Origin of the sequence: uncultured Tateyamaria sp. (genome assembly GCF_947503045.1) — a bacterium.
Lineage (GTDB): Bacteria > Pseudomonadota > Alphaproteobacteria > Rhodobacterales > Rhodobacteraceae > Tateyamaria.
This window is the reverse complement of sequence record NZ_CANNCF010000001.1, coordinates 768004-787058: the sequence shown is the minus strand read 5'-3', so window position 1 is coordinate 787058 and position 19055 is coordinate 768004. Positions and strand designations below refer to the sequence as shown.

Annotated in this window: 22 protein-coding genes; 14 read left to right on the top strand and 8 right to left on the bottom strand. The window is 62.6% G+C overall.

Going from position 1 to position 19055, the window contains the following annotated elements:
* Positions 1-134 precede the first annotated feature (134 nt).
* From Q1A89_RS04060 to Q1A89_RS04040, 5 genes are all read right to left on the bottom strand, one after another.
* Complete coding sequence (locus Q1A89_RS04060) at positions 135-1091, bottom strand: D-glycerate dehydrogenase (protein ID WP_299724158.1); 957 nt, start codon at positions 1089-1091, stop codon at positions 135-137.
* Positions 1088-1426 carry a tRNA-binding protein gene (locus tag Q1A89_RS04055; RefSeq protein WP_299724155.1) on the bottom strand — a complete coding sequence of 113 codons (339 nt, stop codon included), beginning with the start codon at positions 1424-1426 and terminating at the stop codon, positions 1088-1090. Before Q1A89_RS04055 ends, Q1A89_RS04060 begins: the two co-directional genes overlap by 4 nt.
* Positions 1419-2231, bottom strand: a complete 813-nt coding sequence (proC, locus tag Q1A89_RS04050) for a pyrroline-5-carboxylate reductase (RefSeq protein ID WP_299724152.1) — start codon at positions 2229-2231, stop codon at positions 1419-1421. Before proC ends, Q1A89_RS04055 begins: the two co-directional genes overlap by 8 nt.
* A gap of 32 nt (positions 2232-2263) precedes the next feature.
* Complete coding sequence (locus Q1A89_RS04045) at positions 2264-2764, bottom strand: YbjN domain-containing protein (RefSeq protein ID WP_299724149.1); 501 nt, start codon at positions 2762-2764, stop codon at positions 2264-2266.
* A 265-nt stretch (positions 2765-3029) separates the two neighbouring features.
* A complete protein-coding gene (locus Q1A89_RS04040) occupies positions 3030-3422 on the bottom strand; it encodes a hypothetical protein (protein ID WP_299724146.1) in 393 nt (130 codons plus the stop codon).
* Between the two features lie 142 nt (positions 3423-3564).
* Between Q1A89_RS04040 and aac(6') the strand changes: the two genes are divergently transcribed.
* On the top strand, positions 3565-4005 hold the full coding sequence (gene aac(6') / locus Q1A89_RS04035) for an aminoglycoside 6'-N-acetyltransferase (RefSeq protein WP_299724143.1): 441 nt from the start codon (positions 3565-3567) through the stop codon (positions 4003-4005).
* A 78-nt stretch (positions 4006-4083) separates the two neighbouring features.
* Here aac(6') and Q1A89_RS04030 read toward each other — a convergent pair whose 3' ends face one another.
* Positions 4084-4323, bottom strand: a complete 240-nt coding sequence (locus Q1A89_RS04030; RefSeq protein WP_299724140.1) for an accessory factor UbiK family protein — start codon at positions 4321-4323, stop codon at positions 4084-4086.
* A 95-nt stretch (positions 4324-4418) separates the two neighbouring features.
* Between Q1A89_RS04030 and lgt the strand changes: the two genes are divergently transcribed.
* From lgt to Q1A89_RS04005, 5 genes are all read left to right on the top strand, one after another.
* Positions 4419-5315: a prolipoprotein diacylglyceryl transferase gene (gene lgt, locus Q1A89_RS04025; protein WP_299724137.1), complete on the top strand. Its 897-nt coding sequence runs from the start codon at positions 4419-4421 to the stop codon at positions 5313-5315.
* Positions 5312-6373 carry an SAM-dependent methyltransferase gene (locus tag Q1A89_RS04020; protein WP_299724134.1) on the top strand — a complete coding sequence of 354 codons (1062 nt, stop codon included), beginning with the start codon at positions 5312-5314 and terminating at the stop codon, positions 6371-6373. Before lgt ends, Q1A89_RS04020 begins: the two co-directional genes overlap by 4 nt.
* Positions 6370-7125: a peptidoglycan editing factor PgeF gene (pgeF, locus tag Q1A89_RS04015; protein WP_299724131.1), complete on the top strand. Its 756-nt coding sequence runs from the start codon at positions 6370-6372 to the stop codon at positions 7123-7125. The genes Q1A89_RS04020 and pgeF overlap by 4 nt, the downstream gene beginning before the upstream one ends.
* Positions 7126-7376: 251 nt before the next feature.
* Positions 7377-7517 carry a hypothetical protein gene (locus tag Q1A89_RS04010; RefSeq protein WP_299724128.1) on the top strand — a complete coding sequence of 47 codons (141 nt, stop codon included), beginning with the start codon at positions 7377-7379 and terminating at the stop codon, positions 7515-7517.
* A gap of 245 nt (positions 7518-7762) precedes the next feature.
* The gene (locus tag Q1A89_RS04005; RefSeq protein WP_299724125.1) at positions 7763-8482 is read left to right on the top strand and encodes a Hint domain-containing protein; all 720 of its coding nucleotides are present in this window, start codon (positions 7763-7765) and stop codon (positions 8480-8482) included.
* A 4-nt stretch (positions 8483-8486) separates the two neighbouring features.
* Here the strand turns inward: Q1A89_RS04005 and Q1A89_RS04000 are convergent, their stop codons facing one another.
* Entirely contained in the window at positions 8487-8987 is a 501-nt protein-coding gene (locus Q1A89_RS04000; protein ID WP_299724122.1) for an Lrp/AsnC family transcriptional regulator, read from the bottom strand.
* Between the two features lie 197 nt (positions 8988-9184).
* On the opposite strand from Q1A89_RS04000, the gene trxB reads away from it, so the two are divergent.
* Both trxB and Q1A89_RS03990 read left to right on the top strand, forming a co-directional pair.
* Positions 9185-10180 (top strand): thioredoxin-disulfide reductase, encoded by a 996-nt coding sequence (gene trxB, locus Q1A89_RS03995; protein ID WP_299724119.1) that lies wholly within the window; start codon positions 9185-9187, stop codon positions 10178-10180.
* 103 nt (positions 10181-10283) lie between these two features.
* The gene (locus Q1A89_RS03990; protein WP_299724116.1) at positions 10284-11978 is read left to right on the top strand and encodes an adenylate/guanylate cyclase domain-containing protein; all 1695 of its coding nucleotides are present in this window, start codon (positions 10284-10286) and stop codon (positions 11976-11978) included.
* 19 nt (positions 11979-11997) lie between these two features.
* Here the strand turns inward: Q1A89_RS03990 and Q1A89_RS03985 are convergent, their stop codons facing one another.
* Complete coding sequence (locus Q1A89_RS03985; RefSeq protein WP_299724113.1) at positions 11998-12903, bottom strand: LysR family transcriptional regulator; 906 nt, start codon at positions 12901-12903, stop codon at positions 11998-12000.
* A gap of 260 nt (positions 12904-13163) precedes the next feature.
* On the opposite strand from Q1A89_RS03985, the gene Q1A89_RS03980 reads away from it, so the two are divergent.
* The 6 genes from Q1A89_RS03980 to Q1A89_RS03955 all read left to right on the top strand — a co-directional run bounded on the left by Q1A89_RS03980 (position 13164) and on the right by Q1A89_RS03955 (position 19053).
* Positions 13164-14072, top strand: a complete 909-nt coding sequence (locus tag Q1A89_RS03980) for an ABC transporter substrate-binding protein (RefSeq protein ID WP_299724110.1) — start codon at positions 13164-13166, stop codon at positions 14070-14072.
* A gap of 71 nt (positions 14073-14143) precedes the next feature.
* Positions 14144-14872 carry an ABC transporter ATP-binding protein gene (locus Q1A89_RS03975; protein ID WP_299724107.1) on the top strand — a complete coding sequence of 243 codons (729 nt, stop codon included), beginning with the start codon at positions 14144-14146 and terminating at the stop codon, positions 14870-14872.
* On the top strand, positions 14872-15675 hold the full coding sequence (locus Q1A89_RS03970) for an ABC transporter permease (RefSeq protein ID WP_299724104.1): 804 nt from the start codon (positions 14872-14874) through the stop codon (positions 15673-15675). The genes Q1A89_RS03975 and Q1A89_RS03970 overlap by 1 nt, the downstream gene beginning before the upstream one ends.
* 60 nt (positions 15676-15735) lie before the next feature.
* Positions 15736-17103, top strand: coding sequence for an FAD-dependent oxidoreductase (locus tag Q1A89_RS03965; protein ID WP_299724101.1), 1368 nt, complete (start codon positions 15736-15738; stop codon positions 17101-17103).
* Positions 17104-17116: 13 nt separating this feature from the next.
* Positions 17117-18283: a CoA transferase gene (locus tag Q1A89_RS03960; protein ID WP_299724098.1), complete on the top strand. Its 1167-nt coding sequence runs from the start codon at positions 17117-17119 to the stop codon at positions 18281-18283.
* Complete coding sequence (locus Q1A89_RS03955) at positions 18280-19053, top strand: enoyl-CoA hydratase-related protein (protein ID WP_299724095.1); 774 nt, start codon at positions 18280-18282, stop codon at positions 19051-19053. Before Q1A89_RS03960 ends, Q1A89_RS03955 begins: the two co-directional genes overlap by 4 nt.
* Positions 19054-19055 lie beyond the last annotated feature (2 nt).

Below are 19055 nucleotides of genomic sequence, written 5' to 3'. Positions count from 1 at the left end.
TTGAGCGTCGTTCCGAGAGGTGGCGCATTCGCGCCGCCCCGTAGGGGGTGGAACGGCGCGGCCCGACAGTGCCTGCCGGACAGGACTTCGATGCCGCGCGCGGCACTTCGATTGTCCGATTGCTGTGAAAGGGTTCACACCGCGTTCGGCAACGCCTCGCCTGCGCAAAAGGCAGCCACATTGCGCACCGCCATCAGCCCCATATCCACCCGCACCTCAAGTGCCGCCGTGCCCAGATGCGGCAGCAAGGTTACGTTCTCCAATGCGCGCAAGGCGGCAGGCACCTCGGGCTCGCGTTCATAGACGTCCAGCCCCGCACCACCGATCGAACCCGCCTCAAGGGCGGCAATCAGCGCCGCCTCATCCACCACATCCCCGCGCGAGATGTTGATCAGATGCGCGTGACTTGGCATCGCATTCAGCACATCCGCGCCGATCAGGTGGTGGGTTTCGGCGCCACCGGGCACTGCGGCCACCAGGACATCGACCGCCCCGGCCAACGTGATCAAATCAGCCACGCGACTCGCCGGAAAATCGAGCGCCTTGTCCGAGCGGTTCACGTAAGACACATCCATGCCGAACCCAAAATGACAGCGCCGCGCGATCGCCTGTCCGATCCGGCCCATGCCGACGATGCCGACGCGTTTGCCGCTCATGTGCAGGCCCAGCATCTGCGTGGGGTGCCAGCCGGGCCAATTGCCGGCGCGCACCATCCGCTCGCCCTCACCCGCGCGGCGGGCTGACATCAGCATCAGCATCAGCGCGATATCCGCCGTCGCATCGGTCACCGCACCGGGCGTGTTGGTCACGGCGACCTCCGCCGCTGCGGCGGCAGTCACGTCGATATGGTTATAGCCCACACCGAAATTCGCCAGCAGTTTGCAGCGCGGGTCCGGCACGTCGGCAAAGACGGACGCCGAAAACTGATCGCCCAACGTCGGCAGAATAATTTCATAGTCGCGCAAACCCGCGCGCAGTTCGACATCCGTCAGGGGCAACGTTTCTTCACGCACCACCACCTCGTCACAGACGGCGCGTGCCGCCGCGACAACCTCATCCGGCAGGGGCCGCGTGATCCACAACCGGCTCAATGCAAACGTCCCCCGGCGGGCACGTCCTTGTCCGGCGTCGCCAGCACGATTGCCCCGTCTTCGTCAGGAAAGCCCAGAACCAGCACCTCGGACATGAACGGCCCGATCTGGCGGGCGGGAAAATTCACTACGGCCATTACCTGCCGCCCGATCAACTCTTCGGGCACGTAGTGCACAGTCAACTGGGCCGAGGTCTTGCGCTCGCCGATCTCGGGCCCGAAATCGACCCACATCTTGATCGCGGGCTTGCGGGCCTCGGGGAACGGTTCGGCGCGCACCACGCGGCCGACGCGCACGTCCACTTTCAGAAAGTCGTCAAAATCGATCTCAGCCACGGGCCAGCTCCTTGGATCGTTCGGTTGCGGCAGCCACGGCGCGCGGCAGGAGCGCGGGAAAGCCCGACGCCTCGTCCATCAGCACTTCAAGGGCCGCCTGCGTTGTGCCATTGGGGCTGGTCACGTTGATGCGCAATTGGGTTGGATCGTCATCGGATTGCATCGCCAGCGCGCCTGCACCTGCAACAGTGGCCTTGGCCAGCTGCATTGCCAGATCCGCGGGCAGCCCCTCGGCCACGCCACCCGCTGCCAGCGTTTCGATCAGGTGAAAGACATAAGCAGGCCCCGAGCCACTGACGCCGGTCACGGCATCAATCTGTGCCTCACTGTCGAGGGAGACCACCTCGCCCACCGCCGACAGCAATGCGGCGGCCTCGCCCAACGCGCCCTGCCCGGAGGCGTTTGCGCAGATCGCGGTGATGCCGCGCCCGATGGCAGCAGGCGTGTTGGGCATGGCCCGGACGATGGGGGTGTTGGCACCAAAGGCCTCCTCGAACGAGGCCAGTGACGTGCCCGCGGCAACCGAGACAAACACCGTCTCGCCGCCCCCGAGGGCCGTGATCGACGGCAAGGCATCGCCCATCATTTGCGGTTTCACAGCCACCAGCACAACGGCAGGCGCCTCGGGCAAGTCCGCGTTGATATGCACACCCGTGCCGCGCAGCCACAGCGAGGGCACGGGTTCGATCACCCAGACCCGGTCCGGCGGCATGCCGCGATCCAGCCAACCGGCCAGCATGGCGGAGCCCATCTTGCCACAGCCCAGAAGAACAAGGCCCTGGGCTGCGATCCGTGTGTTTTTCATGTGCGTTCCCCTGTCGGTCTCAGGGGCGGAGATTACGCGCGGCCATAGGCCTCTGCAATGGCGACCTGAATCGCGTCCTTGGGCGTGCGGTCGCCCCAGATCAGCAATTGCAGCGCAGGGTAATACCGTTCGGCACTCATCACGGCAGCGCCGATCATGGTGTCGATCTGTTCAGGGCTTGCGACCTGACCGCCGCTGAGGACCAGACCATAGCGGTAGACCATCAGCTTTTGCTCTTCCCAATAGGTAAAGGACCCGGCCCAGCACTGGTCATTGATCAGGTTCAGCAACTCGTATAGCTGGCCCAGCTTTTCCGCCGGGGGTTCCATTTCGAAGGTGCAAACCATACGCAGCGTTTCGTCATAGCCCGACCAGGCGAGCGTCAGCGAATAGGTCCGCCACTGTCCTTCGACCGCCATAGCGATCTGGTCGTCGGCGATGCGATCAAAATCCCACTCGTGGTGCTCGGCGATGTGCTCGACGATATCGATGGGATGAATGTCATCGTCCAGGAACTGCTCGGAAAGGGCCATGGTGCCACCTCTTATACGCTAGTAGCGACTGGGGCTGGCAGCGCCCCAAGCGCTAGGTGCCTGCTCTAGAAACCGGGGGTTATTCCCCGTGCCTCTACGATATATGGTGACCGCGCCCATGCCGTCTGGCAACCCTTTATTTGGGGATAACCGCAATAAGTTGGGGACAAGATGGGCAAAGGCGCAAGATGCGGGCGATTGAAGTGCGCGCGCGAACGGACCGCAGGTCGGCAGTTATCTGGGTGTGACGGCGCTGTTTGCCTGCTCAGCGGCGGTTCAACAACAGAATTTCGATGGGCGAGCTGTCATCGGTAAAGGACATGTTGGCGCGGTTTTTGATGCGCTGCGTCGTGACGTTCAGCACCAGATCACTCCCGTTCAGGCTCAGCGATGTCGCGTATGTGGTGACCACGATGTCCTTGCCCCCACCCCGCACCGAAAAGATCGACCCGCCCCGCGCACGCAGGAACATGCGCACCCTGTCCTCTTGCACCGAGATGCCATCCGTCAGCCCGATCACCGCCCCGTCCGAGGACAACAACCGGTACTCGCCGGGCGCGTCGATCCGGGTCAGGTCCTCGGGGGCAAGCTCGGCAAAGGCGAGCGAGGTCGACAGGTTCAGGGCAAAAGCAGCAAGACAGGCGCGCAACAGGGTCATGGACAGTCTCCACTTGTGGAGTGAGAGGGATACGTAGCAAGCGCGTCTTTGGATGAATGTTCGCAATCCTGCGGGCGTTCGGGTTTGGCACATAGGCAAGCGCCCCATTGTGACGCCTTCGATTTCCGGGCACGGTTGATCCATGACGATACGGATCGCGACGACGATGGACCTGGGCGCTTGGGTGGACCTGCGCGCGCAGCTCTGGCCGGACACCTCACGCAATGTGCATCACGACGAGGCCCAGGCGATACTCGCCACAACGCCCACACAAAGCGTGGCCTTTCTGGACTTCGACAGCGGCGCCCGCGGCTTTGTCGAAGCCAGCCTGCGCCACGATCACGTCAATGGCTGCGACACCTCGCCGGTCGCCTTTGTCGAAGGGATCTATGTCCGCCTGGACCTGCAAGGCTCGGGCATCGGACGGGCGCTGCTTGAGGCGGTGAAATCATGGGCACAGGAGAGGGGGTGCAGCGAATTGGCCTCGGACGCGCATCTTGAGAACGTCGCCAGCCATGCGTTTCATACAGCACTGGGTTTCGACGAAACGGAGCGTGTGGTGTTCTTTCGCAAACAGCTATGAAGGTGTGCTCAACCCGATCACCGGGCGATCACCCGCACATGTCTGAACCGGGAATGGCGCGGCAGCGCCTCCGCCGGATCACTTGCCCTCAAGCGCATCCAGACGGGCCTTGAGCGCCTCGTTCTCTTCACGCGCCTTTTGCGCCATCGCGCGCACCGCGTCGAATTCCTCGCGGGTGACGAAATCACGATCTGCCAGCCAGCGGTCCATCATCGACTTCATCGCCGTCTCGGCCTCGTCCCGTGCGCCCTGGGCCACGCCCATCGCATTGGTCATCAGTTGCGAGATGTCGTCGAAAATCTTGCCACGTGCCTGCATCTGTCGTCTCCCGTTCAAAGCTGCACCCTATATGGGCATCACACTGGCCCGAGGCAAGCTTGACCTTGTCCAAAGCCAGAGGCATTGAGACGCATATGAAAGCTTTGCTCCCCTTCCCCGACATCTCGCCCGAGATCTTTTCGATCTCTCTTTTCGGAATGGAGCTTGCGCTGCGGTGGTACGCGCTGGCCTATATCGTGGGCATTGTCATCGGCTGGCGGCTGGTGGTGATGACGGTCAAGGCGCCGCGCCTCTGGCCCGGCCAGCAGCCCGTGATGACCCCGGCCCAGATCGAGGACATGCTGACCTGGATCATTCTGGGTGTCCTTCTGGGCGGGCGCTTGGGCTATGTGCTGTTTTATCAACCGGACGTATATCTGAACAATCCGCTGGAAATCCTGGCCATCTGGCAGGGCGGTATGGCCTTTCACGGCGGTCTTCTGGGCGTGGTGCTGGCGGCCTGGATCTACACCCGGCGCCACGGTATCCCGCAGCTGAGCGCCGCCGATGCAATCGCGCTCGGCGTGCCGCCGGGGCTGTTGCTTGGACGTATGGCGAACTTCATCAATGCCGAATTGTGGGGCCGTCCGACGGAATTGCCCTGGGGCGTGATCTTTCCTGGCGATGCAGCGCAATACTGCCCGCAGATCGTGGGGGCCTGCGCGCGCCACCCTTCGCAGCTTTATGAGGCGTTTCTTGAGGGGTTTGTGCTGCTCGCCCTGCTGCTCTGGATGGTCTGGCGGCGCGGCGCGTTCATGCGGCCCGGCCTGGTCTGCGGCACCTTTCTGGCAGGTTACGGTCTGGCCCGCTTTGCGGTCGAAATCGTGCGTCAGCCGGATGCCCAGTTTGTCGGCCCCGCCAACCCGCTGGGTCTGGCCTGGCAGGTCGGCGGCTACGGGCTGACAATGGGTCAGCTTTTGTCGCTGCCGATGATCCTGCTGGGCCTGTTCCTGATCCGGCGTGCGCGCCGCGTAGGTGTTGTCAGCGCATGAGCCTTGCGCGTGATCTGGCGGCGCGCATCGCAGCCGCGGGGCCGATCACGCTGGCCGATTACATGGGACAGGCCCTGCTGCATCCGACCAAGGGCTATTACAGCACGCGCGACCCCTTGGGCGCTGCGGGCGATTTCACCACCGCGCCCGAGATCAGCCAGATGTTCGGCGAGTTGGTGGGCCTCAGCCTTGCGCAAAGCTGGCTCGATCAGGGCGCGCCTGCCCCGTTCACATTGGCCGAGCTTGGCCCCGGACGTGGCACATTGATGGCCGACATCCTGCGCGCCACGGCCCGTGTGCCGGGCTTTGCCGCCGCCGCGCAAGTTGTGCTGATCGAGGCGTCACCCGTGCTCAAGGCCCGACAGGGCGAAATGCTGCACGACGCCGAGCCTGCATGGGTCAACAGCGTTCCCGACCTGCCGGAGGGGCCGTTGTGGCTGGTGGCCAATGAATTCTTTGACGCCCTGCCCGTGCGCCAGTTCCAGCGCGACGGCGCAGGGTGGCGCGAACGCTGCGTGGGGCTGCAGGGCGAGGAGTTGACCTTTGGCCTGTCCCCCGTCGGCCCGCAGCCCGCACTCGATCACCGCCTTGAGGACACGCGCGACGGAGACCTCGTGGAATGGTGCGCGCCCGCCAGTGCCATCACCTCAGAGATCGGCGCGCGGATCGCGACCCATGGCGGCGCTGCGCTGATCATCGATTATGGCGACTGGCGCAGCCTTGGCGACACGCTGCAGGCGCTGCGCGGGCACGCGGCAACCGACCCGCTGACTGATCCCGGCAGCGCCGATCTGACCACCCATGTGGATTTCGAGGCGTTGGCCCGCGCCGCCGCCCCTGCTGCCCACACCCGGTTGACCCCGCAGGGCCTCTTTCTGGAACGGCTGGGCATCACTGAACGGGCGCGGGCACTGGCCTCTCACATGGAGGGCGACAGGCTCACCTCGCATATTGCGGCACATGAGCGGTTGACGCACCCGGACGAAATGGGAACTCTGTTCAAGGTGCTGGGCCTCTATCCAGCCCAAGCCTCACCACCGCCGGGACTGGAGCCATGACGCTTGAAATCCTGACCTCAGACAGCCTCGCGCCCCTGCGGCACGGCTTTTTCACGCGCAAGGGCGGGGCGTCTTCGGGCGTGTTCGAGGGGCTGAACTGCGGCACCGGCAGTTCGGACCAGACCGAGATCGTGGCCATCAACCGCGACCGCGTCGCCGCCGCCCTCGGGGTGGACAGCGACCATCTGGCCGGGGTGCATCAGGTCCATTCGGCGGATGTGGTCGCGGTGAATGGTCCGCAAACCGACAAGCCGCGCGCCGATGGGCTGGTCACCGCCACGCCCGGCCTTGCGCTGTCGGTGCTGACGGCGGATTGCCAACCGGTGCTGTTTGCCGACAAGACCGCCCGAGTGATCGGTGCGGCCCATGCGGGCTGGAAAGGGGCGATGGCAGGCGTGCTTGAGGCGACGGTCGATGCAATGGTCGCGCTTGGCGCCACACGCGACGGGATTCACGCGGTGATCGGCCCCTCGATCAGCCAGCGCGCTTACGAGGTCGGTCCGGAATTCTTTGACGACTTTCTGGCCGAGGATCCGGAGAACACCCGCTTTTTCGCAGGCGGTGATGGCGACCGGATGCATTTTGACCTGCCCGGCTATGGGCTGGCGCGGCTGCGGGCTGCCGGGGTCGGATCGGCAGAGTGGACACGGCATTGCACGTATTTCGATGCGGATCGCTTCTATTCCTATCGCCGTTCGGTGCATCGCAAGGACCCCGATTACGGGCGGCTGATCTCGGCCATCGTGCTGTAATCAGGGCAAAGACAGGGCAGACCCTGCCCCAGCTTTGCCGCAGTGTTTCGAAATCCGCATAAATCCAGCGTCCGAAACCCCAATGTGCTGGGGTCAGCGCAACAAACCCTAGCTGCCTTGATTGGTCGAAAATTTTTTTCGCTTTTGTCTAAAATCCCCAGCAACCGCCAAAAACCTGCCCGATTGCCCCGCCATTGTGATCATCAGACGGGCCACAGACCCGACCGAAACAGATCAGAGGACTCCGCAGCATGGCTAAATCGCGCTTTATCAAATCCGTACTCAAGACAAGCGGCACAGAAACACCCCAACTGCCCTGGGCCCGGGGTGCACGCCGCACGGCCTTTATCGCCAAGCGCAGCGCGCCAGTGGTGCTGCGCAAATCGGCCTGACCGCCGCGTCCCTTCTCATATGGCGGCCGCAGAATCAAAATGTGGCACGTGAGCCCCAAGGCTCAGCAACAATCCCGACCTGAGGCGCATCATTGATGCGCCTTACGTCGTCAATGTCCCTCGAATATTGACAATTTGCGGCGAATTTCAGAATTATCCGTCATTACTTTGACACATGGTTCTGACCCATCTGTCGTCGTCGGTGGGGGCCGACACGGATGTGACCACACGATATGAGGTTACATATGAACATCTCTGCTGCCCTGCGCTCGCCGCGCGCGCCTTTCGCTCAAGAGCGCGTCACACGCGCCTATGACGTGGCGGCGCTGAACCCCGATGGCTCGCGGTTTATGTCGACCTTCAACGGGCCTGCCATCCCCCTGTTTGAAAACGCCTTTTCCAGCTTTGCCCGCGGCGTGTCCCTGCTGAGCCCGCATGGCATCATCCCGATCGAGGATCTCGCACCCGGCGATTGGGTCAACACCTCATCAGGCGAACCGGCCGAGGTCACCTGGATCGGCTCAACCAATTTCATCCCTGCCGACGCAAACCGCCGCATGCCGCTGGTGCGGGTCATGGCCGACAGTTTCGGGCAGAATCGCCCGTCATCTTTTGTGACTCTGGGCTCTGGCGCGCGCATTCTGCAGACCCCGCCCGCCCTGCGCGGTGCCACCGGTGGGGCGGCGATGCTGACGCCCGTGGGTGCATTTGTGGACAATGTAAACGTGATCGAAGTGACGCCACCCACGGCCTTGCGCCTCTTTCACATCTGCCTGTCGCGGCATGCGGCTGTGGATGTGGGCGGGTTGATGGTCGAAACCTTTCACCCCGGTATGGGCGGCACGCGCGACGTGACCCACGCCCAGCGCGATCAGTTCCTGTCGATGTTCCCGCGTGTGTCGCACATCACGGATTTCGGCCCGCTCGCCCATCCGCGCGCCCCCGAACAGGCGCTGGTGGCCTGACGGCTCAGGCCGATTTGGCCAGCCGCTCCTCAAGCACATCAAACGGCACGCCGGGGGCATCCTTGGCCTGCCGGATCACCAGCGACGTCTTGACCGATTCCACATTTGGCGTGGTCAGCAATTCACCGGTGAGAAAGCTCTGGAAACTGGACAGGTCCGGGGCCACGCATTTCAGAATGAAATCGACCTCGCCGTTCAACATGTGGCACTCGCGCACCAACGGCCAGGCGCGGCAGCGTTCCTCAAAGGCGCTCAGATCCGCCTCGGCCTGACTGGCGAGGCCCACATTGGCAAAGACCTGCACCTCGAACCCCAGCACATGGGCATCCACATCCGCATGGTATCCGCGGATATAGCCCGCCTCTTCCAAAGTACGCACACGGCGCAGGCAGGGTGGTGCGGATATGCCCACCCGTTTGGCAAGCTCGACATTGGTCATGCGACCATCTGCCTGCAATTCCGCCAGTATCTTGCGATCAATCGGATCAAGTCGCGTGCTTGCCATCTGCGCCCCCTAATTTTGCGGATGTTATAGCAGCCTTGCAGGCCTGCGCAATATTATTTCACATTTGCGCAACATTCGGAAATTTCCTCGGGCGCGTGTCATGCACAGCGCACAACCCAGCCTGCCACAATCGGGGTTCAAACCGCCGCAGCGCGCGTCTATATCATCTGCGTTGTCCCCGCTGCCAGGAGAGCTCCATGCCCGACACGAAACGCACCAAGGTTCTGATCATCGGCTCTGGCCCTGCGGGCTATACGGCGGGCGTCTATGCCAGCCGCGCGATGCTGAACCCGATCCTTGTGCAGGGAATCGAGCCCGGCGGACAACTGACCACCACCACCGAAGTGGAAAACTGGCCCGGCGACACCGAGGTGCAGGGCCCCGACCTGATGGTCCGGATGGAAGCGCACGCAAAGGCGATGGGCTGCGAGATCATCGGCGACATCATCTCTTCGGTCGATTTTTCGCGCCGTCCCTTTGTGGCGCAGTCTGACAGCGGCACGGTCTATGTTGCGGACGCGATCATTCTCGCGACCGGCGCGCGCGCCAAGTGGCTTGGCCTGCCGTCTGAGGAAAAGTTCAAGGGCTTTGGCGTGTCGGCCTGTGCGACCTGCGACGGGTTCTTTTATCGCGGTCAGGAAATCGTGGTGATCGGCGGCGGCAACACAGCCGTCGAAGAGGCGCTGTTTCTGACCAATTTCGCCTCCAAGGTCACGCTGATCCACCGCCGCGACGAGCTGCGGGCCGAAAAGATCCTGATCAACCGCCTCGAAAAGAACCCCAAGATCGTACCGCTCTGGTTCCACGAACTGGACGAGGTCTATGGCTCGGACGCGCCGTTGGGCGTCGAGGGGGTCAAGGTGCGCCACACCAAGACGGGCGAGATCACGGACATTCCGGCCAAGGGCGTTTTTGTCGCCATCGGCCACGCGCCCGCCAACGAATTGGTCAAGGACGTGCTCGACACCCATATGGGCGGCTACGTGGTGACCAAGCCCGACAGCACCGAAACCTCGATCCCCGGTGTTTTCGCCGCAGGCGATCTGACCGATCACAAATACCGTCAGGCGGTCACGTCGGCGGGCATGGGCTGCATGGCGGCACTCGAGGCCGAGCGGTTCATCTCAGAAAACGAACTGCCCGAAGAACAGGACACTGCCGAGCCTGTAGGCTACGGCGCGGTGGCTGAATAAATCCGGTTTCCAGTTGTTGTTGTCAGCAAGCTGCGCGGCCACGATTGACCGTGTCGGCAACGCACGCCACTGTGACGGCAACAGACAGGATTGAGGGAACAGGATGACACACGTGCTGTGGCGTGGCAGTTGGGCGACCCGGATCAGGATCGCATCGGGCCTGATCTTGATGATCTATGTGGCCCTGCACCTGCTTAACCTGGCTTCAGTCCTGATTTCACCGGACTTTTTTGACGCATTTCAGCGCGTGCGGCTTTGGATTGTCCGCTCGGATGCGGGCACGCTGATCATGGGGCTGGCGCTGTTTGCGCACATGGCGCTGTCGCTGGGCAAGGTCGCTTTGGCCCGCACCCTGCGCATGCCGCTGCGGGATGTGGTGCAGATCGTGCTGGGTCTGATCATCCCGCTGATCCTTGTCAGCCACGTCATCTACACCCGCGCCGCCCACGAGGTGCTGGGCGTGACGACCATGCTTGGCTATGTGAATGCGCTGATCTGGACCACGTGGGATGGCTGGATGCAGGCGCTGCTGGTCATCATCACATGGGTGCACGGCTGCATCGGCCTGCACATGTGGCTGCGCGTCACGCGCTGGTGGCAGGCGGTGCTGCCCTGGCTGACCGGGATCGCGGTTCTGGTCCCCACCCTCGCGATCCTCGGCTTTGTGCTGTCAGCGCGGGTAATGGATGGCCTGTTGCAGGATGCGCGCGCGGCGCAACTGGCGCGCGATGTCTGGCAGTGGCCCGATGCCGACGGCTTTGCCAGACTGGCCGAGATCGACAGGATGTCGACGTGGTTTGTCTGGGCGCTGCTGGCCTTTGCGGTGCTGATCTTTGGCGTGCGGCGCATCGTGGCAGCCATGCGCAAACCGATCCGGATCCAGTATATCGACGGCCCCGCAGTGCGCGCGCCACGGGGCCAAACCCTGTTGGAAACCTCGCGCGCCAACGGGGTGGCGCACACCGCCCTTTGTGGCGGGCGCGGGCGCTGCACCACCTGCCGCGTGATTGTCGAAGAAGGGCTGGATGATCTGCCCCCACCATCCGAGGCCGAGCGGCGCACGCTGGCCGCCGTCGGTGCCCCGCCCGGCGCCCGTCTTGCCTGCCAGATGCGTCCCAACGGCCCGGTTTCAGTGTTTCGCGTCTTTGCCCCGGACGGCAAGCGCAGCCGCGCCCACGCCTCCCAAGGCAAAGAGGCGCAACTGGCCGTGCTGTTTCTGGACATGCGCGGGTTCACTGCGCGCACGGACGGGCAATTGCCCTATGACGTGGTGTTCCTGCTCAACCGCTTCTTTGACGAGATCGTACCACCGATCCTCAAGGCCGGGGGCACGGTCGACAAATACATGGGCGACGGGCTGATGGCGGTGTTCGAGACCGACACGCCCGAAACCTCGGCCCGTGCCGCGATAACGGCGGTCGAGGGGATCGGCCACGCGCTGGAACGGTTCAACAAGACACTCGCAGACGAGGGCGCAGCCCCCGTCGCCATCGGCATTGGCGTGCATCTGGGCAATGTGGTTCTGGGCGAAATTGGTGCCGCAGGTCAGGCCCCGCGCACTCTGATCGGGGACACGGTCAACACCGCCTCGCGCCTTGAAGGGGGCACAAAAGAGCTGCAGGTGCAGGCCCTGATTTCGCAAGACACGCTGCAGGCCGCCGGGCATGTTCTGCCAGAGGAAGACATGATCCCGCTGTCGCTCAGGGGCCGCGACAGCCCCCTGCCCTCGCTGCCGGTCAAAGAGGCGCGCCAGTTGCGGGATGTGTTGGCCAGTCTGGGGCAGGTCGTTCCGGCATGAAGCACTCAGCAGAGCGCGGTCAGGAATCCAGCCTGAGCGCCTTGAGCGCCTTGGCCAGAGAGCGGCACATCAGATGCGTGGCCGGGGTCGGATGATGGCGCGATGACGTCAGGATGCCGATCTTGAGGTCCTTCAGCACCGGCGACAGCACGGTGATATAGCGCAGCTCGCCCCGCTCGATTTCCTCGAGAAAGCCGATCTTAGAATAGATGCCTATGCCATGGTTGCTGAGGATCAGGGACCGGGCCAGCGGCAGTGAATTCGTGATCAACTGCGTGGGCAATTCAACATCGGCCCCGTCAATGGCGTCATTGAACAGGGATTGCCGCGCGCGCCCATCAAACGAACGCACAACCTGAAACATCGGCAGGTCGGCAAGGTCCAGCGCGTCGCGTTCTGCCATCGGGTGATCAGGGCGCAAGATCGCGCCAATCGGCGTGGCCTTTTCCGAATGCACCCGCACACCCGGCAGCAGATCGTTGCAGAACGAGATGCCGATATTCACTTCACCATCCGCCACCCCCATCATCACCTCTTCGGGTTGCGCGGTCTGGATCGTATAGCGGATATCCGGGTGGCTTTGCGAAAACTGGTCCAGAACCTTGGGCAGCACGCTGTGGGCCACCGAATCCAGCGTCGAGATGTGGATATGGCCAGAGCGTAATTCGCTGATGTCTTCGATCCGGCTGAGGATTTTTTGGTAGTCGAACATCGTCTTGCGGCAATGTTCCAGCAAGACGGCCCCCGCCTCGGTCAGTTCAACTCCGTCGGCATGGCGATCAAAGATGCGGGTGCCGAGGCTCTCTTCGACGGTGATGATCTTTCGGTTCACCGAAGAGGAGGCGACATTCAGAATGGCAGCCGCCTTTCGGAACGACCCCTGGCGGGCGACTTCATCCAGATATGTCAAGAACTTATCATGCATCGTGGATCCCCTCGTATGCAGCGATGCAAAAAAAGCATCACTATGTGGCAAATTCGATCCTATGCGCATCGCTTTGGCCATGTCTAGCATCAGGTACCGCGCGAAGAATCAAAACCAACTGGGAGTATAGCCACATGGCGAAATACGATTTGAACCGCCGCGGAGTCCTGACGGGAATGGGTGCGATGGCCGGCTTGGCCAGCACCGGTTCATTTTTGTCCGTCGGACCCGCCCATGCCGCTGATGGATACAAAATTCGAATGCAACTTGGATGGCTCGCATCCAATGGTATTCTGGGTGAAGTGATGGCCGACAAGCTCGGCTATTTTGCCGATGAGGGCCTTGAGCTGGAGATTGTGCCCGGCGGGCCGAACATCGACGGCGTCGCCTCGGTGGCCTCTGGCGCCAACAACTTTGCCTCGATCTCGTCCTCGCCGTCACTGATGCTGGCCCGCTCTGCCGGGCTGCCGATCAAATGCGTGGCGGCCGGATATCAGCAGCACCCGTTCACCTACTTTTCCCTGACCGGAAACCCGATCCGCGAACCAAAAGACATGGTTGGCAAAAAGATCGGCACCCAAGGCACCGCGCAAATCCTGCTGCGCGCCTTGCTGGCCAAGAACGGCATTTCCGAAGATGACGTCGAAGTTGTCGTGATGGGCGGCGACATGGCCGCACTGAAATCGGGCCAGGTCGATGCCGTGACAGGCTGGCAGACCAATGTCGGCGCGCTGTCCGTTCTGGGCGACGAGCGGGTCGACATGATGTTGTGGGACGCGGGCATCCAGCTTTATGCCAACCCCTACTACACCACCGACAAGTTTCTGGACGAGGACGGCGACAAGATCACCGCAGCCATCCGCGCCATCTCGAAAGGATGGGGCGCTGTACATGCCGATCCCGCTGCAGGGGTCGAGGCATTGGTCGAGCGGTATCCCAACCTCGACAAGGACAGCGAGATGAAAGCTGTCGATCTGGTTCTGGGCTTTTCCTTCAACGACAAGACGGCCGCAAACGGCTGGGGTCAGATGGATGCCGGGAACTGGCAGGCGCAGATCGACACCTATGACACCCTTGGCCAATTCGCCAACGGTGCGCCCAAGCTTGAGGACATCATGACGCTGGATGTTCTGAACGCCACTGCCGACGCCCGTCCAAAAATCGGGTGAACGCAGTGGATGGCAGCCACACACAAACTCAGGGAAGTCGCGTTATCGCGGCTTCCTTGTCGCAGGCGTCAGTGAAATTTGGCGATTTCACCGCGCTGCGGGACATTTCGCTGGATATCGAGGCGGGTGAGTTCTGGACCATCCTCGGGCCATCGGGCTGCGGCAAATCCACGATGCTGCGGCTGGTCTCTGACCTTGTGCCACCGGCCAGCGGATCGGTGGAAATCCTCGGCAAGACCACCGAGGCCGCGCGACTGGCGCGGGAATTTGCCTTTGTTTTTCAAGACGCAACGCTGCTGCCCTGGCGAAGCGCACTCAAGAATGTCGAACTGCCGCTCGAGATCGGGCGCAAGCGCGGCATCACCATTCCAACCGGCGACCGCACTCCGCATGAACTGCTGGAGCTTGTCGGGTTGAAGGGGCGCGAAAACGCGCTGCCCCATGAACTGTCCGGCGGGATGCGCCAGCGGGTCGCGATTGCACGCGCACTGGTGTGCCAGCCCAAGCTGCTGTTGATGGACGAACCCTTTGGCGCGCTTGACGAGATGACGCGCGACCATCTGAATTTGCAATTGCTCGACATCTGGAAAGAAACCGGCACGACGATCCTGTTTGTCACCCACTCGATCCCCGAGGCCATATTCCTCGGCCAAAAGGTGTTGATGCTGAAAGCTAACCCCGGCCGCATCAAGGAAGTGGTCGAGATCGGCCTGCCCTTCCCGCGCGAAATCGCGCTGCGCGAGGCCCCGGATTTCAACGCTTATTGTGGACGTTTGCGCAAACTCCTGGAGGACTGCTGATGGCGGTGACCGAAACACCCGTGACTGACGCGGCGCAGTCCCCGCGGATGTCCAAGGCAACGCACCAGCGGCTGATCGATATCGGTGTGCCGGTTGGCACCGCCTTTGCACTGTTGGTGATCTGGCAGGTGGGCGTGCGCCTGTTCGGCGTACCACAATATATCGCCCCTGCCCCAACCGACATCCTAGGCGTTTTCGTTTCCGAATTCCCACTGTTGATGCGCAATTTCTGGCCCACTCTGATCGAGGCGATCTCGGGCTTTTTCATCGGAAACATGACCGCCATCCTCATCGCCGTCGCCTTTGTGCACAGCCGCTCGGTCGAGCGCGCGTTCTTTCCCATCGCGGTCTTTATCAACACCATTCCGATCCTTGCCATCGCGCCGATCCTTGTGCTGATCTTTGGCCCCGGGATGACCGCCAAGGTCGTGATTGCGGCCCTGATCTGCTTCTTTCCGACGCTTGTGAACATGGTGCGCGGGTTGCAATCGGTGTCGCCGCAAACGCTGGAACTGGCGCGCATCCTGTCGGCCTCCAAATCCGAGGTGTTCTGGAAAATCCGGCTGCCCTCGTCGCTGCCGTTCCTGTTCTCGGCGCTCAAGATCGCTTCCACGACCTGCGTGATCGGCGCCATCGTGGGCGAGTGGATTGGGGCAAATGTCGGCCTCGGGGCGCTGATCATCGAAAGCACCTTCAACTTCCGCTCGCCGCTACTTTACGCAACCGTTTTCGTCTCATCCGGCCTGTCGGTGCTGCTGTTTGCCAGCGTCTCGATTGCCGAAAAACTGATCATCCGCTGGTAGCGCGCAGACGCCGCCACGCTTCTCTGCCTGCGGGCAGGGCGACAATAGAAAGGACCTGTTATGGCAGATCGCAACACAACATTCGTCAAGTCCGAGGGTGAGGAGCTTCCCGTCGTCGCCGATTGCGATGTCGTCGTGGTGGGGGCGGGCCCCGCCGGTCATGCCGCCGCCATTTCGGCTGCACGCAACGGTGCATCGGTGACCCTGCTCGAACGCTATCACCACCTTGGCGGCATGGCCTCGGGCGGCATGGTTCTGGTGCTGGATGACATGGTCAACGAGGGCAACGAGATTGTCACCACCGGCATTGTCAGCGAATTTGTCGAACGGCTGGAAAAGCAGGACGCCGCCGTCTATCCGCCGCGCGAAGACCACCAGACCAATTGGGAGATGTGGCAGAAATGGTCGCGCTGGGGCTGCATCGATTTTCACAAGGCGATGATGCCGCAACCGATCATCCACGCGGTCGCCTTTGACCCCGATGCGTGGAAGCGGGTCAGCCTTGATATGGTGCGCGAATCGGATGTGAATCTGCGCACCCACAGCTGGTTTTCCGATGTCCTGCGCGAAGGCGGCAAGATCACCGGCGTGATCGCGCAGACCAAGCTCGGCCGTCAGGTGATCCGCGCGCAATACGTGATCGATGCCACGGGCGATCTGGATGTCGGCGTCGCTGCAGGGGCCGATTACACCGACGGGCAGTTCATCGTGACAACCGTGTTCCGGATCGCAAATGTGGACACGGACAAGGCCATCGCCTTTGAATTTGCCGAACCCGAAGAATACAAGAAACTCGACCGTCAAGCGCGCCGCGTGATCGGCGGGGCCTGGGGGATGTGGTGGCTCAAGACGCCGCTGCCCGGCATCGTCTGGTGCAACTGCCCACACATGCCCGGCTATGACGGCCTATCGGTCGAAGACATGGTCAAGGCCGAATGCGAGGGCCGCGACCGGATGATGAACCTGCATGCCTTTGCCAAGGAAAACATCCCCGGCTTTGAAAACTCGGTCATGCTGGGGGCGGCCGAACAGATGGGCGTGCGCCAGACCCGCCTGCTGCAGGGCGAATATGTGGTCAACAAGGATGACGTCAAAAGCCGGCGCTACTTTGATGACACGGTCTGCCGCGGGCGCGATTATTACACGCCCTACCGCGCGCTGCTGCCCAAGGGCATCGACAACCTGATCGTGGCCGGGCGCCACTATTCGGTCGAAAGTGATGCACAAAAGCTCAGCCGCGAGATCCCGCCCTGTCAGGCGCAGGGCGAGGCCGCAGGCGTGGCCGTGGCCTTGGCACTGAACAGCGATCAGGCCCTGCGCGACGTTGATCACAAGGCCATTCAGAAACAGATGCGGGCGCAAGGGGCCGATCCGGGCGACGTGCCCTCCCCCAATGCGCTGCTCTCCGGCTCTGTTGCCGCAGAATAACAAGGACCACCTCATGTCAGAAGAACACACGCCTCTTGGCGGCATCCGCGTCATTGACTTTACCCAAGTCATGCTTGGCCCCTGCGCGACCCAGATGCTGGGTGATTTCGGCGCCGACGTGATCAAGATCGAACGCCCCGGCGCGGGCGATCTGAGCCGCAACTTCTTTGGCGAGCGCTCCGAAGAGGCGATGAACAACGCCGTGTTTGCATCGCTCAACCGCAACAAGCGGTCCGTTGAGATAGACACCAAGTCCGACGAAGGCCGCCAGCAGGTGCTTGATCTGGTGCGCACGGCAGACGTGGTGGTCGACAACTTTCGAGCAGGGGTCATGGACCGGCTGGGGTTTGGGTATGGCGCGCTAAGCCAGATCAATCCGCGCATCATTTGCGCATCCGGCACGGGCTATGGCCCCACAGGCCCTTATGCCCACAAGGGGGGGCAGGACGTGCTGGCGCAGGCCATGTCAGGCGTCATGGAAAAGACCCAGGACCCGTCCATTCCCAAGTCGATCTATCCCACGACGCTGTGCGACTATTCGGCAGGCATGCATCTGGTGCAGGGCATCATGGCGGCCCTTTTGATGCGTGAAAAAACAGGGCGCGGCCAGCAGGTTGGCGTATCTCTTTATGACAGCATGATCGCCATGCAGATGCAGGAGGCTGCGCAATGGTCCAAGCACCGCGAGGTGCTGAACTGGGCCGCGATGCCACTGACAGGCGTGTTTGACACAACGGACGGTGCAATTGTGATTGTCGGCGCGTTCAAGGCCAATCCGCTGCAGGACATCTGCGCGGCGCTGGACATCGAAGATCTCTCGCCCCATTACCCGACGCTGGATGTACAGCGCACCCACAAGCCGCACCTGCAGCAGATCTTTCGCGACCAGATCGCGACGAACAGCTCGGCCTATTGGCTGGAGCGGCTCGAGGCGCAGGACCTGCTTTGTGCGCCCGTGCGGTCGCTCGGCGACGCGCTGGATGATGCGCAGACCGAGATCAACGGCATGCTCTGCCCGATCGAACACCCTGTGCTGGGGGACATGACGCTGGTTGGCTCTCCCGTACATCTGAGCGAGGCGCCGATGCAGGTGCACCGCCTGCCCCCCCGTCTGGGCGAGCACACGGACGAGGTGCTGCAGGATCTGGCCGCGCGCCTGCGCACCGAGGCCGCTGAATGAGCGTCACCTTTGACATCCACGACCATGTGGCGCGGGTGACCATTGACCGACCCGAGCGGATGAACGCTATCGACACGGCCACCCATCGCCAGCTGGGCGAGATTTGGGACGAGATCGAGGTCACGCCCGACATCAGATGTGTCGTGCTGACCGGCGCCGGCGAAAAAGCCTTTAGCGCGGGCGCTGATATGAAAGATGACACCGGCAAAAGCGGCGTCGACTACTGGAAAAGCATCAGCGACGACTTTTCCGGGATCAGCCTGCGCCGCACGCTCAGGACCCCGGTGATCGCGCGGGTCAACGGGCTGGCCCTGGGCGGCGGGATGGAGATGGTTTTGGGCTGCGACATTGTCATCGCCGCCGACACCGCCCGCTTTGCCTTGCCCGAGGCCAAGGTGGGCCGGGTGCCGCTGGATGGCGGCATTGTCCTGCTGCAACGCCTGATCCCGCGCAACATCGCAGTGGGCATGATAATGACCGGGCGCATGGTGCCTGCGGCTGAAATGGCGCGCTATGGCCTTGTGAATGCGGTGGTTCCGATGGACCAGCTTGACGGCGAAGTGGACGCATGGGTCGCGGACATCCTGGCCGCCGCGCCCTTGTCCTTGCGCGCGATCAAGGCGCTGGCCCGCGAAACGCCACACATGCCGGTCCACGACGCTTTCGCCCGGCAGACGCCTGAACTGATCGCGGCCCTGAACTCCGAAGATGCCGATGAGGGCGTGGCGGCATTCCGGGAAAAACGCCCGCCGGTCTGGAAAGGGCGCTAAGG

Coding starts and splice junctions, on each gene's coding strand:
- proC (WP_299724152.1), bottom strand. CDS start 2,231: ATGAAAAACACACGGATCGCAGCCCAGGGCCTTGTTCTTCTGGGCTGT.
- Q1A89_RS04045 (WP_299724149.1), bottom strand. CDS start 2,764: ATGGCCCTTTCCGAGCAGTTCCTGGACGATGACATTCATCCCATCGAT.
- Q1A89_RS04040 (WP_299724146.1), bottom strand. CDS start 3,422: ATGACCCTGTTGCGCGCCTGTCTTGCTGCTTTTGCCCTGAACCTGTCG.
- Q1A89_RS04030 (WP_299724140.1), bottom strand. CDS start 4,323: ATGCAGGCACGTGGCAAGATTTTCGACGACATCTCGCAACTGATGACC.
- lgt (WP_299724137.1), top strand. CDS start 4,419: ATGAAAGCTTTGCTCCCCTTCCCCGACATCTCGCCCGAGATCTTTTCG.
- Q1A89_RS04020 (WP_299724134.1), top strand. CDS start 5,312: ATGAGCCTTGCGCGTGATCTGGCGGCGCGCATCGCAGCCGCGGGGCCG.
- pgeF (WP_299724131.1), top strand. CDS start 6,370: ATGACGCTTGAAATCCTGACCTCAGACAGCCTCGCGCCCCTGCGGCAC.
- Q1A89_RS04010 (WP_299724128.1), top strand. CDS start 7,377: ATGGCTAAATCGCGCTTTATCAAATCCGTACTCAAGACAAGCGGCACA.
- Q1A89_RS04005 (WP_299724125.1), top strand. CDS start 7,763: ATGAACATCTCTGCTGCCCTGCGCTCGCCGCGCGCGCCTTTCGCTCAA.
- Q1A89_RS04000 (WP_299724122.1), bottom strand. CDS start 8,987: ATGGCAAGCACGCGACTTGATCCGATTGATCGCAAGATACTGGCGGAA.
- trxB (WP_299724119.1), top strand. CDS start 9,185: ATGCCCGACACGAAACGCACCAAGGTTCTGATCATCGGCTCTGGCCCT.
- Q1A89_RS03990 (WP_299724116.1), top strand. CDS start 10,284: ATGACACACGTGCTGTGGCGTGGCAGTTGGGCGACCCGGATCAGGATC.
- Q1A89_RS03985 (WP_299724113.1), bottom strand. CDS start 12,903: ATGCATGATAAGTTCTTGACATATCTGGATGAAGTCGCCCGCCAGGGG.
- Q1A89_RS03980 (WP_299724110.1), top strand. CDS start 13,164: ATGCAACTTGGATGGCTCGCATCCAATGGTATTCTGGGTGAAGTGATG.
- Q1A89_RS03970 (WP_299724104.1), top strand. CDS start 14,872: ATGGCGGTGACCGAAACACCCGTGACTGACGCGGCGCAGTCCCCGCGG.
- Q1A89_RS03965 (WP_299724101.1), top strand. CDS start 15,736: ATGGCAGATCGCAACACAACATTCGTCAAGTCCGAGGGTGAGGAGCTT.
- Q1A89_RS03960 (WP_299724098.1), top strand. CDS start 17,117: ATGTCAGAAGAACACACGCCTCTTGGCGGCATCCGCGTCATTGACTTT.
- Q1A89_RS03955 (WP_299724095.1), top strand. CDS start 18,280: ATGAGCGTCACCTTTGACATCCACGACCATGTGGCGCGGGTGACCATT.